Source organism: Bradyrhizobium sp. USDA 4502 (assembly GCF_054063355.1).
The window spans coordinates 73,679-88,054 of sequence record NZ_JBSSGF010000001.1; the positions used below are offsets into that span (position 1 = coordinate 73,679).

The following is a 14,376-nucleotide window of genomic DNA, read 5'->3' on the forward strand; positions in this document are numbered from 1 at the left end:
TTACGCATGTCGAACGGCCAAAATGCGGAGCCGTTCCTGACGGATAGCCCCCGATTGGGCCTGTTCTGGCTTGCCTCGCGGCGCCGTCGGGGGGCCGGTTTCGTGCGTGGCGAAGGTGGCGGCGCGGACGGCTGCGGTGCAGGGGCAGGCTGCTGGGCAAACGCGCCTGACGACTGATCGGCTCCGCCATGCGAGGCTCAGCAGCCATTGGCTGGAGGCTACATCCTTCGAATACTCACGTCGGCGGTGGACTTCTCTTCATTCGGCACGAGGCCGGTCGGCACGCTACAGCTTGGCCGCCGCCGCGGACGCATCCGTCGGTTTGGTGAAAGAGGGCAGCAAAGGCGGTGGCTGCTGCTGGGCACCGCCCGGCTGGGGATCCCGATTCCCGACGAGCCGTCATCCGAGGCGCCGGTGATCGGGCCTGGATCGAGCCGCTGTAGGAAACTACCCTGGTTCTTGTTTGGTTGAGGTTCTGATCGTTATGCCCTTCGGCCGCTGCAGCGTCCTGCTATCGTTCGAACCTACATGGTTTTGGAACATCAACTGCGGATCGCATCCTGTGTGCTGTTTCGTACACAAGGCGTCCGCCGCGTCGACAAGCACGTGCCGTCGTGCCGGTTGCCTCGCTGTTCGAAAGCTGCAACATAAGAACGGAGGTGCGTGGCGCATGCGCGGTTGGGCAAGTCTGATCCTCCTGTTGCTGATCTGCGGGAGCGCTGCGGCTCAGGAGGACAAGAAGACCGACGATCTCAAGCCGAACGATCCCGACACGGGAGAGAGCACCGTCCAGGAGACGACGCTCGGCGTGTTGCCCAATCCGTTCGAAAAAGCAGGGCGTCAAGTTCGCCGTCACCTACATCGGAGAGGTGCTCGGAAATCCATCCGGCGGCGCGAAGCCCGGCGCCGTCTACGAAGACCGCTTCAATTTCGCCGCCGACCTCGATTTCGAGAAACTCGTCGGCCTTCAGGGACTAAGCTTTCATGCCAACGTGTTCCGCATCGACGGCGGAGGTCTGTCGCGCGGATCGCTCCTCAATTATCTCGATGTTAGCGGCATCGAAGCGCTGCCGACGACCCGTCTGTACGAAATGTGGTTCGAGAAGAAGTGGAACGACGATAAGATCGCCTTGCGAGCGGGCCAGCTCGCAGCCGACTCGGAGTTTGCCACCTCCAAATATACCGACGTCTTCACGAACGCGTCGCTCGGCTGGCCGGCGATATTCGCGCTGAACATGCCCAGTGGGGGTCCATCGCCGCCTCTCGCCGCTCTAGGCGCTCGCTTCCGCGCCGACGTGACCGACAACCTGACGCTCGTCGGAGCAGTCTTCGACGGCAACGCGGCGGGCCCTGGGCCCGACGACCCGCAGCTTAGCAATCGCTACGGCGTCAATTTCCGGATCAACGATCCGCCACTAACGCTGTACGAAGCCCAATTTCAGTGGAACGCCAAGAAAGGCGATCCTGGCCTGGCCGGCAAGCTGAAACTAGGCGGTTGGCGGCACTTCGGGAACTTCAACGACCAGAGGTTCGACACGTCCGGGCTATCTCTCGCTGATCCCAGCACTACGGGAATCCCCGCAACTTTCGCCGGCGACTATGGGCTTTATGCCGTCTTCGAGCAGAAGCTCTTCCGCGTAGGACAAGATTACGAGCGTGGCATCGGCGTCTTCGCGCGAGCATCCTACAGTCCGCCCGCCCAGAACCTGATCGACTACTATGCGGATGGTGGCGTTGAGTTCATCGGTCTCTACGATGCGCGTCCCCACGACAAGCTGGGGATCTCGGCAGCCTACGCACATGTCTCGCCTCGGGCGCAGGCTCTCGATCGCGACTTTCAGGCGGTCTACGGACCCGCCTGGCCCGTTCGGACTTCGGAGACGCTTTTAACGGCAGTCTATCAGTACGAAGTCCATGCCGGAGTCACGCTGCAGCCGAACTTTCAGTTCGTGCGCCGCCCCGGCGGCGGCGCAACGGATCCGCTCAGCAACATGAAAGGTCTCCGACTCAAGGACGCATCGGTCTTCGGCCTCCGGACGGTGGTGAAGTTCTGAAGGCGTTAGGGCGTAGCGAGCGGCGAAAGACAGCAGGCAAGCTTATGGATCACCGTGTCGGCCGGTCCGACAAGCTGTCGCACATCGTCGCATGCCCGGGTGACTATTTGACCCGGGCCCACTATGCGGTTCCGTTCTGGTCCGTCGGCCGGGGCATGTTCGAACTTGACGCGCTATTGCATCCACCATTGGTCAAGGGTTCCTATCTCTCCACCGGGCCGAGCCCGCCCTGGCGGTAAACGGCCACGATCGGGAACGAATTTTTTCGAACGACGTTTGATGACGCGGAGCCATCGCCCGCCGTTCACAACGGCGCCTGTCGCGGATAGCCAAAGGTCATTTTGACCCGCTGTTATTCTCCACTAGCGCTCGCGCGGATAGCCAAAGGCGATGGCTGCCCCTGCTCAGCCAACCGACGTGTCGGAATGCGATGGATGACCCATACGATCTAGTGCTGGCCATGTTCGGCGTGGTGGTCGCCGCCGTCACGCTGCTAGCCGGCGAGCTCTATCTTGTAACGCGGCAGGACCCGCCAGAAAAAAACTTGAAGCCTCCCTCCATCGTCACATCCTCGATTGAACGGCAACGGCTGTAACGAGCTTCGGAATTGTTTTTGTGGTTGCGATCGGTTGGAAATTCGCGGTGCACCCTTCCTTCAAATCTTTGTCGAGCTTCGTCACGCTATTCGTTGCGATCGGACCGACCGAAACCGCTGTCATATACCGGTCTCCACCGCTGGAGACCAATTTCGGTGATCTCCTAGCGCGCATCAAATCCGGACGTTACATCGCGCCGCCGGTGCGACGGCACTACATCCCGAAGGCGGATGGGACCGAACGGCCACTCGGCATACCGACATTGGAAGACAAGGTGGCACAGCGGGCTGCTGCTGGAGCCGATCTATGAGACCGACATCTTGTCGTGCTCGTACGGCTTCCGACCGGAACGATCGGCCCATAATGCCCTATAGCCCGCTATATGGCCAGTTCACTGAAGGGCTTGGGACACCGGCTCTGTCGGCTGCCAGCGCAATGCTTCGAGAGACCAGTGCCAGCTCCGAGCCGAGACGGATCCCAATTCGAGCTTGGACGGGAAATCTCGCCGGTTTCAAGTAGTGACTTCGACCTCTGAACGGCGCCTCCAGGGCCAAGTAGAGACATGGCTCTAGCACATGGCTGGACTAGATCACGGGCAACGCCGTCCAACTCAGATGGCGGCTCCGGCCAGCAAGGAAGCGCCGCCAAGCGCGACCATCACAAGTCCAGGCCAGTTCGATTTGATGCCGAAGCCGCTACCTGGTCCTTCAGGTTCCAGCGTGTCTCGCCCAGAACGAAGCCATCTTCCACCGCTGAATCGGCCTCGCCAGATTGGCTGATACGCCATCTGGAGTACGCCGCCGAAAACAAGGAACACACCAAGCCATATCAGGGTCATGCTCTCCTCCTACGCACCAGTGAACGCCAACAAGGAACCGTGGTCCGTTCAACGTCTGCACGCTGCTCTCGGAATTAGAACGACCTTGAAAGCCGCCGGCCGAGCGCGCCGCGCGTAGATTGAGGATGGTCCCGGGCGAAGTGCAGGCTTACGTCAACATAAGCATCCTGCTCAGTCTTCGTCCGGCTCGCGCACAACCGGCTGTTCGTCGGTCCGATTCTCTTCGTCGTCTTGCTCTTCGTCCTCTTCGTCGTCGTCGTCGGGATCTCGGGGGGGCGTCGTGTTGCCCACGATCGTGAAGACACGCCAGTCGATCCTGGTGGAAACTATCTCGGGGGTTTGCAAGGTCATGTTGCTGCTCCTCGGATGTGACCCCGGGGCACTTTACCCTTTTGTCGGAGGGACAGTTACGGAATTAGCCGGCGCGGCCGAGGTCCGATTTTATCTCCGTCAAGTGTCCCTGAGATCAGTGTTCGAGATCGTCGGATTCGGGGCCAAACTCCGACGGCAATCACCCTCCGTCCGGGCGAGCAGAACGACGGTCGAGCACAGCAGCCGCAGCCATTCCAGGAGCCGAAAGGGCCTTCCAGGCTGGCGCCTTACTGCGGCCCGGCTTACAGGGTCTGCCATAGTTGCCGAGGTGCGTCACGGACACAGGCCCAAGTCCTGACTAGTGCTGGCCCTTGGCCGGTCCTTTTAATTGACGACACCAGTGCCGATCGCGGTGTCAGGTTTCGCCCGGCCGGATCATCCTTGCGGCGTGAGGCTGCGGTGTATCGCCCCGCCGCGAGCCTGTTTCGGGCTGCGCCCTTTGCAGCTCCACTCGCCGCTCCACGATGGCATGCCTCAACAATTCGAGCACAAGGCCGAAGGCCGCGAGTTCCTCCTCCTCGATCGCGCCGTCATCGTAACATTCGAGGGTTTCACTGATGATGGCATCGGCCTCTCCCTGCAAAGCCAGCAGTTGCTGATTTGACTCCGCGGCCCGCGCGCTGGAGACCATCGCCAGGATTCTATTGCGATGACCGGTATTTTCCTCCCTTTCGTCCCGATTCAAATAGCGACGCAACCAAGCTCCGGCCGAACCGATCCCGGAGAGAAGCAGGAGCGCGAACCAGAAGTAGTCGCCGTACCTGTCGAGGAAAGTGCGTTCGTTGCCGTCGATGACGGCCGCCGCTCCGCGATGTACCGGCAGCTCGGCGTCTTTCTCAGTGTCTGGCTTGGTGATGTGCGCAGCACCAGGCACCTGCCTGGCAATCGCCTGACGGATGGCGAATAGCTGCCGGAAAAAGGCCGCCACGGTCGCTTCAGACAGCGTCTTTCGCGCCACGATTAGGTGGCTGACGCTGACCGTCTCAACCTTGTCGTCCGGCCAAGCCGGCTTCGCATTAAAGACGCTGGGTGGAATTTCCTCAGATTCATAACGAGGGTGCTTCAATGCGATGGCTTCCGAAGCGTCGATCGGGAGAAACTTCGGCTCACCTCGCGCGCGGGCCGTTGCGGCGATGGCCTCGGACGTGATTTTACTGTCGAGCGGACCGACCGCCATGAACGCATCGATGGTCAGGTCGCGCGCCAGCTCATCGATGTGGTCCGTGCCAAAGTGCGAAAGCCCGACCTTGTCCACCTCAACGCCGGAGGCGCTCAAGATGACCCGCAGCAGCGTCGCGTTCGCTGGTGTCCGGCCGATCACGCCGACGCGATGCCCTGCGAGGTCGGCAATCTCCTTGATCTTCGGTCCGTGCCTTCTCCTGGAGCTCTGGCCCGCAAGTCCGGAAGACGACCACAGCACGACGAAGTTCTTGCGTACCGTGGCAACTGTCTGCGCGTCGGCCGGCATCTCCAGATCACCACGGCCGACCGCAAGGTCGACCTTGCCAGCACCAAGCAGAGCGATGGCTTCGACTGCCCCCTCTGTCGCGATCGGAGATAACCTGATAGTTCGGCTTTCGCTCGCGAAAGCATCGGCCATCGCCTGAACTACCTTATGATCGTTGCTTCCCGGCGGTCCAACTGCAATCCGGAGAACTTCCGGCTGCAACGCATAATACAGAGCGCCCGCTGCGGCCCCAAAAAACAGAAATCCAACGACTAAGACCAGCAGTAAGGAATTGCTCCTTCTCCGCAATCGGCGGGCCGCCTCACTGGTTTTACTCGCATCCTTGGACGAGAACATTGCCGCTGCCAGTCGGGATCCAAAGCAATTCCTGCTTCCCAGATACTGCGTTTTTCCGAGAATAACGTCGTGGTGGATGCCTTGGTTCATGTTCATCCGGCGAACTGAATGGCTTTTTGGGGCGACTTGCCGGGCTGCGGAGCACTCCTGTGCTGCGGGAACGAGCGCAGTGGCCGGCGGCGGCCATTCCTGTCGATAGCCGTTTGGCTCCTGTTGCGCGGATCTTGGAATAAAGTCTGGCGATCGGGAGAAAGTGACGCGACGCGATTTACCCGTGGGATTCTAGAAACTCGCGCTTACTCTGATGATTCGAAAAGTTCTTTAAACCGAGTTGGCCTTCGATCTTGCGGCAGCCCGCGGTCCCTGACGGCATAGGTGCCGTGCTTCCTCTTTCCCGCTCGGCCAAATGCCGGACGGTTGCGCCGAACATGTACTCCTGGGGGGCGCGCCCAATGAGGAGCAGGAATCGAAGAGTGGGCAAATCGTCAATAAGGTTGAGATACGGAACAGAGCAGGTCTATCGTAAGTCGGGGGTGTGGACAGGAATGACTCGGATTGTTCCTATTGTCATCCAATTCGAGGTAGCTTTGATGCAGGCTAACCGGGGACTTCATTCCGTCAAATAGGACTCGAAATGCTAGTTTGCTTGCTTTGCCGGCGCCCACCACGCGTCCCGTCTTTGAGGAAGCTTTCCTGATCCGGTCGGCCCCGAGCTGGCTAAGACGCACTTTATCGCCAACTCAAAAAGTCGCTGGGTCGGCTTGCAAAAGATCGATCCCCTCTGCTGAGACAGCCGCAGCTTACGTGATTCTCACGCTCGGACCGCTATTTAGGATCGTTGCTCGTAAGTGGCGGATTTCCGTCGGTAGGCGCCGAGCGCTGATCCCTTCGTGGCCGTGACTTGAGAAGATCCGGTAGCGGAGGCAGTTGCTGACGCGGTTTGGCACTCGGAGCGCTGGCAGGATGATTCTGGGCCATCTCCATCTGCCTACGATTCATCGCAAGCCCAATTAGCCCGGCGATCACCAGTAATGCCACCCGCAGCGATGAGCCAGTGGGGTAGCTCCAACCATCCAATCGCGGTCTTGACTGCATCCATCTATTTTTTTTGCCTTTAAGACCGCGCTCCAGCCTCGGGTAGTCATCCCTTAATAATGAGACGACCCAGAAACGCATTGCAGGCACGCTCGGCTTCAGCGAAGGTGCTAAAAGGCGATCCGGCTACTTGAGCCACGGGCATATTCACAAAGCCGGGGCGGTATGACGCAACAAAGCCCGGTTCTCCGTGCAATCCCGCTCCACTTCGGCTCTCACTGCAGATAACGAATGAATAGTCATCGCTGCTTGCGATCCATATCTCCAGATCGCCGGTGTTGACGCGGCTGAAGTGCAGGGCCATTTCACCCTCCACCGGCTGGGCCAAACTTGGTCCTCCGTGACGCTTAATCTGCCTTGGTGCGGCCGGCGGCTTTGGCCTCCCGCGCCAGCCGCTCTGCCTTTAGGCGTTCTCGATTCTCGTGGAATGCCTTCTGCGCTTTAGCGTAATCGGTCAAAGCTTCCTTGGCTTCTGCCTGTCTGAATACCTTGCGGGCTTCTCTCTCTGCGCCTGTTGGTGTGCTCCTTCGCTCTCGAACGTTGACCATTGCGTGGCGCTAGCATTCGATCCTATTGGTCAACTCATCTGACCTTAGCCTGCACACCCAACTCCACCAGCCGGCGGCCTCGAGTGGCCGGGGGCGTCTGGCCGCTGGGGGCCCATGCGGTTACGGCGCCAATGAAGTCATCAGAGAGCCGCAAGGTGCGCGCGGGGGCGCGTCCCGTTGCGGGCGTACTGGACCAGCGGTGCGCCTCCATCCAGTGCGTCGGGGAGGAGACGGTAGACCACCCAAGGGCTCTCGCGGCAACCCGTCCTGCTACCGTTGCCCGCGTCGCCGTGTTCTCGCGTATATTAACGAAGTCGAGGACCCATGGCGCGGAACGGCCAGACACCGACCTCGCCGGCCGGAAAGGCTCGCACTGCCAACTAAGGCAGGCGATCGCCGTTGATCAACTTGGCTACTCTCTAAGCGGCGGCGACAAAAAAGTACGCCGCCGGGCCCGAAATGGTTTGTTACGGCGGTGCCCTGTCATTCCCAGTGCTGGGGTCCTGAAATTCCCAGTGCCATTTCCGTTAGCGGGTACGTGGAGAGACGGCAGTTGCCCACCTCAAACAACTTTTAAAAGAGGAGCCGACGTCAGGGCCTACACGCCAGCTCCTCCGTAACGCGACCGTACTGCGTCCCCAACGGTCCCGTCCCTCAAAGGAGCGTGCGCCCAGCTGGTTGCTGATTTCTTAATGGTCATTCTCATCAGCAGACGCAGCGAACGCCTTGCCCAAATTTTTGTATCGTTTTTCGGCGGAGGGGGCGGGGCGTAGCTCCTAATGGCATTGCTCGGCCACGAACAAGAGGCAATATCCGCTCGTCGATGCCGCTGTGATCCACGAGCTGAGGCCGTCAGATGGCTCGTGGAAGTATTTGCGCGCAGGGCGTCCAGGCCCGGGCGCACATCTGGAGCTCGATGGCGACCGGAATTGCGGAGCCCGTCGGCCCACGACCTTTCGCCACGCACAAGCTCACCAATCGAACCGTACCGCATACCGCTGTTTCAGCCTCTTGGTGGTCAGGCTGACGGCATACTGGATGCGATCGAGATCGGCGCCGTCGCGGGCTATTGCCGTCATCGCCCAATCGCTGCCAGCCGGTTCGACCTCGACGTGGCAGACGTACTCTGCGCCGGGGAAGCTGCGGATTTCGCGCAGCGCGATGAGCTCAAGATCCTTCGCGGCTACCATTGTAACGGGCACCGGAGCATTCCTCGCCTTTTCAGAAGTCAACCGGGATCGATCGGTGCTGTTCCTAAGCTGAAGGGCAAGCGCGAAGCGGGAGCTGTCCGATGACATCGAAGCAGCAGCACTCCACCCTCAAGGGTGCGATCAACCATGGGATCGTAGTGCTCGACGCGCTCGGCGATCTCCGAGCTCAACTTTCAGAGCGTATCGCAGGTCTGGAATCGAGTGACGCCCCATGCTGTCTTGGCCTAAGGCTACAAGGAGACCCGCGTCCGGATCGTGCCGACGGCTCGTGAGATCGCCCAAGCCGAGACCGTGGCCGACTGGCTAGCTTGGCTAGGACATTACCACGGCGGCGTTCGGCGGCTCGTGGCATGGGCGCACGATGACCCTATCTGGCGCGTGGCTGAGCCGTCGAGCAGGCCTCAGTGCGTACCTTTGGCTCGCTAGCTTCCATGGCATGGCACGATCAGCTGATCCGGCAACACCGGGGATAGGAACAATCCCCTAGCAGGTCAGTTGATGGCCTCTTCAGTGCCAACCGTGGCGTTGAACGAGGGATGATGGTACTCGTCTCGGCACTTGCACCCCTCGTGCTGAGATCTTTGCTTTGCACTCAGTTTCGCGACCGGAGAATCCGCATGCCTCCCAGAGAACGCCGTGACATGCCATGGATTATTGGGGCCGCTGCATTGGCTTTTGTCCTATCGATCGTTGTCGGCGGCATGACGTACTTCCGGTAGCGGCCGCGCTAGTCCCGGCGAATATCGCGACCATTCACCAGTTGCTTCTCTAGTTCGGAAGCGCGATTTTCCAAGTCGTCCATCTCGAGCCGGATTTTGAGAGCTAAATCCGTGTCCTTGCTTTGCCGAGCCAGGGCGAGGTCCGTCTCCAACTCGCTGAGGTCCATCAAAACGCTGCCCAATTCCACGCTTGTTGCGTGGGTCGGATCATTTTCAAGGTGGGTGTACCGGCTGCCGAGCGCCGTAGGAGAGCGGGCCTCGTCACCGCGTTCGGGGTGGGCGATTGCGGATGGATGGTTTTGCGGGCCAGCGTTCGCGTCACGTTCATCGGGGATATGTTGTCTTTGGCTATAGCGCCCACGCCGGGTTTTGCTCACCAGCAGGTAAACGATCATCCCAGCGGCTAGGCCGATGACGAGCACAATGGCTAGACCGATGACGCTCATGTTACACCCTTATCGTTCTCCACAGGTCCGGACCAGGAATTGACTTCTGCAGCGACGTAGCCGAATTCGCTCGCAACATCAGCTTGAGTGAATAGATGGGCCCGCCCGGCACCGCCGCGGCGGGTTTTCATTTGCCGTGTTTTCAAACGAGCACGGCAGAAGACGTTCCAAAGTAGAGAGAAATAGATGGCGCACGGGATCAAGACCAGCGGCTGGCAGAATGGCAAGCCGAACAAGCCGTCGGATCAGCCCGTTACTGATCCTGCAGAGAATGAACGACGCCCCGAGCGCTTGTTCAGGCCAGGCCAGTCTGGCAACCCGGCCGGCGGTGCGTGGCAAGCGTTTCAAATCGGAAGATCTGCCGCTTGTGCGTCCCTTCTCGGCGGTCCCGAAGCTGCTACGCCGCGTTCGCGACGCTGGAGTCCGGATCGCGGTTGCTTCCTCGGCCAAGAAGAATGAAGTCGATGAGTATCTCGGCATCGCTCGCGTCGTTGATCTCGTGAACCTCACAACTTCTTCAGACGACATAGAAGAACAAAGCTGGCGCCGGACATCTTCAATGTCGTTCTCAAGAAGCTTAAGATTGAGGGCGCCGGCGCGATTTGTGATACGCGATACGATGCGGAAGCGGCTGGTAGGGCGGCAGTTCGCACGGTCGGCGTGTTCTGTGGAGGCTTGACGGAACACGAATTGCGGAAAGCCGGGTGCGCCGAGGTGTATCCGGGGCCCGCTGCGCTACTGGCCTGTTTCGAACGATCTTTGCTGTGCAATTTGCCAGTCGGCGCGCCTTTACTCGTCGCCTGCTCAGCTCTCGATTGCCCCGCAAATAGGAGCGATAGGCCTGCGGTGAAAAACTCTCTCAGGAGATCTGAGCGCGGGCATTCTCGCATACCGCAAGGGCGCTCGGGGTCTGCTCGTTCACCTCGGCGGTCCGTTTTGGCGTAAGAAGGATGATAACGCCTGGTCCATTCCAAAGGTGAAACCAATGCCGTGGCTGCCGCGATCTTTCTCGCCGCCGCAATAAAGCACGGCTTCGTGCCGCGATTCATGGTGCTCGATGATGTTGCTTCGAGCTTCGATGCAGGACATCAGTTCGCCTTGATGGACGCGTTAGGCACGTTATTGCGATACGCACGGCGGCTGACGGCTTGCATTTCTTCATCTTGAGTCACGACACAAGCCTGGAGAACTATTTTGACAAGCTCACGGTACGACTGATTGGGATCATCAGAAACTGCAAGGATGCCGCCGAAGGGGCGCCTGATGGTATCGGCCCAGGAGGCGGACCGTCTCAAGCCCAAACGCAACAGCACCTCAATGCGGGCCAGGTCGATATTGGTTGCTCCGTCTCTGCCACGATCTCGAATACAAGCTCGGCCAACTCATCTCGAAACTCGAAGTTCCCGTGCCGCCCGATTATGCCACGCGCGGAGCCAGACGGACGCTCTGGACCTATATCGAGGCGATCACCGATGCCCTGAAACTGTACCAAGCGGCTAACCGATGCGTGATGTCATCACAGCAGATCAATGATCTGCCGAACCATCATGCTCCGTCGATTTTGGGCAACTTCGTGAGCCATTACGAGACCGGAGCTGGCACGCCGTTCAATGCCTATGCCCTGCTCGGCGTGCTTCAGAGCATCGACCATCTTGCCGACGCGGCAAACGGCCAGAAGTAATTATTCGTCGTCTCGATCGGCGTTGAAGGGAAGCATCACCCGAGCGGTCCACTTGGCGTAGAACTACTATCCGTTCGAGGCCGGTAGCGTTGCATGCGGCTACTTTGTAAGATGGGTCATGAAGCCAACCGCCCGGTGTTGCAATTCGGGCTCTAGACTGGTTGCCTTGATTCTCTCAATAATCAGTTCGGAATTGAGGGGCCGAGCGGCGTGGTAGGCTTCGACGAACTCCGTGTCCTTATCCGACAACCGCGCGAGTTTGGACACGATCACGTCCTCAGGGCAGGGCGCAATCGCCAAAACCGTTCGATCGTCGACCTCTACCTCCCTATAGATCGCCCTCGTGTTCCAGTCAGACGGAAGACGGGCCGTATTTTCGTCCACCCCATCGATATAGAAGCCGTGATTCCGGTGAAAATCAGAGCCTTCGCCAAAGAGCGCGTTGATCTGTTCGGAAGCTTCCGGAGGGAAATCCGGATCTAGTTCTTTTTGAGTGATCTCCCACAACCTAGCATTCTCAGGATAGGCGTCGATTTCGCCAGATGTTCTCAAGATGACCGGAGCGTCCGGCCACGAGAGGAGAATGCTTTGACTGCCAATAATGAAGACCTTGTCGGTTTCAAACAGCCGGGCTATCGCCCTGACCGTCTCGATAAGGTCTTCAAAGGTTCGACAATGATTGCTGCGTCACGCGACAATCCGCGCACCCGCGGGTTCATGCGCAGCCGATTTCACGGCGAGACGCTTCGCTGCCTGCCAGATACGACGCCTTAGCGCAACGTCGCTAAAGTCAATCCCATCGGCAATCACGAACGGGGACGACAGACGCAAACGAGTCATTTCCTCGTCGCGGCTCGTTAACCGGCGGCGTACCTTCGACGGCGGAAGGCGAAGCAAATCATCCCATTCGCTGACGAATGAATAGCCCGCGTAACGCTCCGAAGCGCTACGATCGAGCGAAATCTTCGCACTGTCGATCAACGAAGGGTCGCGACCGATCGCCCGCGCAATAAGCCGATGAATTATCAGCTTCGCGGTGTCGTTTACGTGCTCCTGGTTGACCCGAATGGTCATCGTTTCCGTTGCCTCTAGGGGAGCATAAGCATCAGCTAGTAAAAATCCAACTAGCCGCGCCGATCCTTGTTCCCTTTGCGTTCCTGTCAGTTCCACTCTACGTTACAACACCGCTCAAGGACCAGCCTTCAGCTCCTTTAGGCCTTCACTTTTATGCCGCCCCTTCGTTACGTAAGATTATCTTACCAGATGTCGGAGGTCCGAAGGAGGCAAGCATGGACCCCGTTATCGTTAAAGAAACACTGATCAAGGTCCTCAGTCAGATCCAGACTGATAGCGGCCTGGAATGCCCGCCCCTTAGCGGGGCAATAAAGCCGGTCGAGAACATCCCCAAATTCGACAGTAATGTCTGGCCGGTCGCGACCAGAATCCTTGCGACCGAGATAAAGGCCGAGATTCCCAAAGACGTGAATATTTTCGTCGACGAGACGACCAAACTGGCCCGAACAATCGACGAGACGGCGGGCTTTATCTGCGACCTTCTCAAGAAGCAAAGCGAGCAAAAAGCCGCAGCAGCATGACCGAGGTTGATTCAATCAAGCGCCGCCAAGTTGCTGAGCGCCTCAAGCAGGCACGTAAGCTCGCGGGCCTATCACAAGGTCATGTCGCAAAAATACTGGGCCTGCATCGTCCTTCCGTCACCGAAATGGAAGCCGGCAACCGCCGCGTTTCAGCTGACGAACTCGCTCGGCTTGCCGAGATCTATGACGTCAGCGTCGCTTTTCTGCTTGGCGAGGCGCCAGAAAAGCTCAATGCCCAGGACCCGCGGGTCGAGCTTGCCGCGCGCGAACTCTCCAAACTCAAGCCTGATGATCTGGAACGCCTGCTCAAACTGTTGGCCGCAATGCGCAGCGATCCGAACCCAAGCGGAGGCGATCGCTGATGAGCGTGACGCGCACCACCAAGTTCAGCTTCAACCGTCGTGCCTTGGCGACTGAGGGCATGCAAGCCGCCGCGGCCACACGGGCCAAGGCCAAGCTCGATCAGGCCGGCTGATCTGCATCTACGGATTGTGCGAGACGCTGGGCGTAGTGGTGCCCTTCAACAACATCAATATGGAAGGGATGTATCAGCGCGGCCTTCCTCCGCGCATCCACCTCTCAGCGCGACGGCCACTGCCCTGGCGCGCTTACAATTGTGCGCAGGAGCTCGGCCATCACGTATTCGGTCATGTCTCGTCGATCGATGAACTGCGCGAGGATGCGAAAGCGCAACCCTGGGACGATCCAAAAGAGTTCTTGGCGGATACATTTGCAGGGTTCGCCCTCATGTCATCGGCTCGCGTCGCGCCTTTGCTGTGCGACGCTGGACGCCGGAAACGGCGACGCCAGCGCAGATATTCACTATCGCCTGCCGGGTTCGGTCGGCTACGCGACACTTCTCACTCAGCTCTCGGCAGGGGTGAACTTGCTGTCGCGCGGCCTCTCTGCAGCGAGTCACGCCTAAAGACTTGCGAACAGATATCCTTGGCAAACAGGCCGGATCGGCAAATCCTAAGCGACTACGGCATCTCGAACCCTGGCCAGCACCCGTCTTCTTCATGCCCGCCCGTGCGCTGCTGGCAGGTGTTATCGAGCAGCCGCTGCGCGACGTCCTTCCAGAGCGCATTATCGCCATACAAGCGGACGGCAACGGCGGTCTGGATTTCCAGGGTCCGCTCGCAGCGGCGACAGGAGACGCGCAGCACGTGGCCCTTAATATCGGAAAGGCGTCGCGGTCGGGCCTGGGTCACGGTCGCGCCGGCGCGAGGGTCTTTGAGGACCGATTCCCAATATTCCGCCGGGAGGGGGGCATCAGGACCCGCAGCGGAGGGCGCTCGTCGACGGTCGGCTTCAGCGGCCAATTTTTCCATCTGCTTCGCGGTCGGCATGCGCCAGCTCGCGGGTCGGTCGGTCATGTCCGAATTAGAACATAGCAAGAACAAATGTCGAGTCCGAC

Annotated in this window: 15 protein-coding genes and 2 pseudogenes; 8 read left to right on the top strand and 9 right to left on the bottom strand. The window is 59.5% G+C overall.

Annotated elements, in window-relative coordinates:
* Positions 1 to 869 precede the first annotated feature (869 nt).
* Together ACVW1B_RS00295 and ACVW1B_RS00300 are read left to right on the top strand one after the other, a co-directional pair.
* A complete protein-coding gene (locus tag ACVW1B_RS00295; protein WP_456821164.1) occupies positions 870 to 2,054 on the top strand; it encodes a carbohydrate porin in 1,185 nt (394 codons plus the stop codon).
* 430 nt (positions 2,055 to 2,484) lie between these two features.
* Positions 2,485 to 2,649 (top strand): hypothetical protein, encoded by a 165-nt coding sequence (locus ACVW1B_RS00300; RefSeq protein ID WP_253603886.1) that lies wholly within the window; start codon positions 2,485 to 2,487, stop codon positions 2,647 to 2,649.
* Between the two features lie 611 nt (positions 2,650 to 3,260).
* Here ACVW1B_RS00300 and ACVW1B_RS00305 read toward each other — a convergent pair.
* The 6 genes from ACVW1B_RS00305 to ACVW1B_RS00330 all read right to left on the bottom strand — a co-directional run bounded on the left by ACVW1B_RS00305 (position 3,261) and on the right by ACVW1B_RS00330 (position 9,683).
* Complete coding sequence (locus ACVW1B_RS00305) at positions 3,261 to 3,488, bottom strand: hypothetical protein (RefSeq protein WP_082653959.1); 228 nt, start codon at positions 3,486 to 3,488, stop codon at positions 3,261 to 3,263.
* Positions 3,489 to 3,659: 171 nt separating this feature from the next.
* Positions 3,660 to 3,839, bottom strand: a complete 180-nt coding sequence (locus tag ACVW1B_RS00310) for a hypothetical protein (protein ID WP_253603884.1) — start codon at positions 3,837 to 3,839, stop codon at positions 3,660 to 3,662.
* 376 nt (positions 3,840 to 4,215) lie between these two features.
* A complete protein-coding gene (locus ACVW1B_RS00315) occupies positions 4,216 to 5,664 on the bottom strand; it encodes a TAXI family TRAP transporter solute-binding subunit (protein ID WP_253609780.1) in 1,449 nt (482 codons plus the stop codon).
* Positions 5,665 to 6,805: 1,141 nt separating this feature from the next.
* Positions 6,806 to 7,063: a hypothetical protein gene (locus ACVW1B_RS00320; RefSeq protein ID WP_253603883.1), complete on the bottom strand. Its 258-nt coding sequence runs from the start codon at positions 7,061 to 7,063 to the stop codon at positions 6,806 to 6,808.
* A gap of 1,215 nt (positions 7,064 to 8,278) precedes the next feature.
* Positions 8,279 to 8,497, bottom strand: a complete 219-nt coding sequence (locus tag ACVW1B_RS00325) for a hypothetical protein (protein ID WP_057019395.1) — start codon at positions 8,495 to 8,497, stop codon at positions 8,279 to 8,281.
* 748 nt (positions 8,498 to 9,245) lie between these two features.
* The gene (locus ACVW1B_RS00330) at positions 9,246 to 9,683 is read right to left on the bottom strand and encodes a hypothetical protein (RefSeq protein WP_253603879.1); all 438 of its coding nucleotides are present in this window, start codon (positions 9,681 to 9,683) and stop codon (positions 9,246 to 9,248) included.
* Between the two features lie 868 nt (positions 9,684 to 10,551).
* Between ACVW1B_RS00330 and ACVW1B_RS00335 the strand changes: the two are divergent.
* From ACVW1B_RS00335 to ACVW1B_RS00345, 3 genes and pseudogenes are all read left to right on the top strand, one after another.
* Positions 10,552 to 10,659 (top strand): annotated as a pseudogene (locus ACVW1B_RS00335) (NUDIX hydrolase); the annotation flags it as partial.
* 14 nt (positions 10,660 to 10,673) lie between these two features.
* Positions 10,674 to 10,850, top strand: a complete 177-nt coding sequence (locus tag ACVW1B_RS00340) for a hypothetical protein (RefSeq protein ID WP_245311693.1) — start codon at positions 10,674 to 10,676, stop codon at positions 10,848 to 10,850.
* Positions 10,851 to 11,088: 238 nt separating this feature from the next.
* Positions 11,089 to 11,364 (top strand): hypothetical protein, encoded by a 276-nt coding sequence (locus ACVW1B_RS00345; protein WP_253587966.1) that lies wholly within the window; start codon positions 11,089 to 11,091, stop codon positions 11,362 to 11,364.
* Between the two features lie 99 nt (positions 11,365 to 11,463).
* Here the strand turns inward: ACVW1B_RS00345 and ACVW1B_RS00350 are convergent, their stop codons facing one another.
* Both ACVW1B_RS00350 and ACVW1B_RS00355 read right to left on the bottom strand, forming a co-directional pair.
* Positions 11,464 to 12,018, bottom strand: a complete 555-nt coding sequence (locus ACVW1B_RS00350) for a DUF6036 family nucleotidyltransferase (RefSeq protein ID WP_309145040.1) — start codon at positions 12,016 to 12,018, stop codon at positions 11,464 to 11,466.
* Positions 12,019 to 12,051: 33 nt separating this feature from the next.
* Positions 12,052 to 12,438 carry a hypothetical protein gene (locus tag ACVW1B_RS00355; RefSeq protein WP_057019391.1) on the bottom strand — a complete coding sequence of 129 codons (387 nt, stop codon included), beginning with the start codon at positions 12,436 to 12,438 and terminating at the stop codon, positions 12,052 to 12,054.
* Between the two features lie 215 nt (positions 12,439 to 12,653).
* Between ACVW1B_RS00355 and ACVW1B_RS00360 the strand changes: the two genes are divergently transcribed.
* The 3 genes and pseudogenes from ACVW1B_RS00360 to ACVW1B_RS00370 all read left to right on the top strand — a co-directional run.
* Entirely contained in the window at positions 12,654 to 12,959 is a 306-nt protein-coding gene (locus ACVW1B_RS00360; protein WP_057019390.1) for a hypothetical protein, read from the top strand.
* Positions 12,956 to 13,321, top strand: a complete 366-nt coding sequence (locus ACVW1B_RS00365) for a helix-turn-helix domain-containing protein (RefSeq protein WP_253603875.1) — start codon at positions 12,956 to 12,958, stop codon at positions 13,319 to 13,321. The genes ACVW1B_RS00360 and ACVW1B_RS00365 overlap by 4 nt, the downstream gene beginning before the upstream one ends.
* A gap of 181 nt (positions 13,322 to 13,502) precedes the next feature.
* Positions 13,503 to 13,682: pseudogene (locus ACVW1B_RS00370) on the top strand (ImmA/IrrE family metallo-endopeptidase); the annotation flags it as partial.
* 257 nt (positions 13,683 to 13,939) lie between these two features.
* On the opposite strand, the gene ACVW1B_RS00375 reads toward ACVW1B_RS00370, so the two are convergent.
* Positions 13,940 to 14,335: a hypothetical protein gene (locus tag ACVW1B_RS00375; protein WP_253603874.1), complete on the bottom strand. Its 396-nt coding sequence runs from the start codon at positions 14,333 to 14,335 to the stop codon at positions 13,940 to 13,942.
* Positions 14,336 to 14,376 lie beyond the last annotated feature (41 nt).

Coding starts and splice junctions, on each gene's coding strand:
- ACVW1B_RS00300 (WP_253603886.1), top strand. CDS start 2,485: ATGGATGACCCATACGATCTAGTGCTGGCCATGTTCGGCGTGGTGGTC.
- ACVW1B_RS00305 (WP_082653959.1), bottom strand. CDS start 3,488: ATGACCCTGATATGGCTTGGTGTGTTCCTTGTTTTCGGCGGCGTACTC.
- ACVW1B_RS00310 (WP_253603884.1), bottom strand. CDS start 3,839: ATGACCTTGCAAACCCCCGAGATAGTTTCCACCAGGATCGACTGGCGT.
- ACVW1B_RS00315 (WP_253609780.1), bottom strand. CDS start 5,664: ATGTTCTCGTCCAAGGATGCGAGTAAAACCAGTGAGGCGGCCCGCCGA.
- ACVW1B_RS00320 (WP_253603883.1), bottom strand. CDS start 7,063: ATGGCCCTGCACTTCAGCCGCGTCAACACCGGCGATCTGGAGATATGG.
- ACVW1B_RS00325 (WP_057019395.1), bottom strand. CDS start 8,497: ATGGTAGCCGCGAAGGATCTTGAGCTCATCGCGCTGCGCGAAATCCGC.
- ACVW1B_RS00330 (WP_253603879.1), bottom strand. CDS start 9,683: ATGAGCGTCATCGGTCTAGCCATTGTGCTCGTCATCGGCCTAGCCGCT.
- ACVW1B_RS00355 (WP_057019391.1), bottom strand. CDS start 12,438: ATGACCATTCGGGTCAACCAGGAGCACGTAAACGACACCGCGAAGCTG.
- ACVW1B_RS00360 (WP_057019390.1), top strand. CDS start 12,654: ATGGACCCCGTTATCGTTAAAGAAACACTGATCAAGGTCCTCAGTCAG.
- ACVW1B_RS00365 (WP_253603875.1), top strand. CDS start 12,956: ATGACCGAGGTTGATTCAATCAAGCGCCGCCAAGTTGCTGAGCGCCTC.
- ACVW1B_RS00375 (WP_253603874.1), bottom strand. CDS start 14,335: ATGACCGACCGACCCGCGAGCTGGCGCATGCCGACCGCGAAGCAGATG.